The 628-nt window shown below is 60.2% G+C and carries 1 protein-coding gene; it reads left to right on the forward strand.

Features of this window, described 5'->3' with window-relative positions; genetic code table 11:
• Positions 1–59: 59 nt before the first annotated feature.
• A complete protein-coding gene (locus tag MOJ79_RS18890; protein ID WP_241925545.1) occupies positions 60–515 on the forward strand; it encodes a glutathione S-transferase family protein in 456 nt (151 codons plus the stop codon).
• The last annotated feature ends 113 nt before the right edge of the window (positions 516–628 follow it).

Below are 628 nucleotides of genomic sequence, written 5' to 3' on the forward strand. Positions count from 1 at the left end.
GGCCGACAAGCGGCCTGCACACATGCCCACCGGGCTCAACAACCAGGGGAGCATTGTGAGTGTTGTGTTCCACACGAAATGACGAAGGACCGCTTGCGGCACGGTATGAGAAGTTCGGGGCAACGAACGACGCGGAGACCTACGAGCTTCTTCGCTGGCTCTTCTGGGACAACCAGAAGCTGTCTGGCGGAATGGCGACCTATCGCTTCTTGCGGACATTCACACCGAAGAGCGATCCGGCCGTGCTGGCCTGGCACCTGGCCCGGGTCAAGGATTTTCTGGGCATCCTTGAGCAACACCTTGGCGTGAGCACCTTCGTGGCGTGCGAACGCCTGACCATCGCGGACATTTCCATGTGCGCCTACCTGTCTTATCCGATGGATGAGACCGGAATCGACCTTGCGGCCTCATACCCGAACATTGCTGCTTGGCTGGATCGGCTGGCAAGAGTGCCGGGCTGGAAGTCGCCGTACGAGCTGTTACCCGGCAAGCGGCTGCAGAAATGGTTGGCGTAGGTTGGGTGGTTCTGGATGTATCTAGTCGGCCCTGCAAAATTCATCTCGCGGCGCCGACGAGAAGCGCCGGACGTGCAAGAGTAGCGAGTCGATTCGCGGACGCTGCGAGCGCT

It is taken from the genome of Calidifontimicrobium sp. SYSU G02091 (assembly GCF_022631395.1).
In the GTDB taxonomy this organism is placed as follows: Bacteria; Pseudomonadota; Gammaproteobacteria; order Burkholderiales; family Burkholderiaceae_C; genus Calidifontimicrobium; species Calidifontimicrobium sediminis.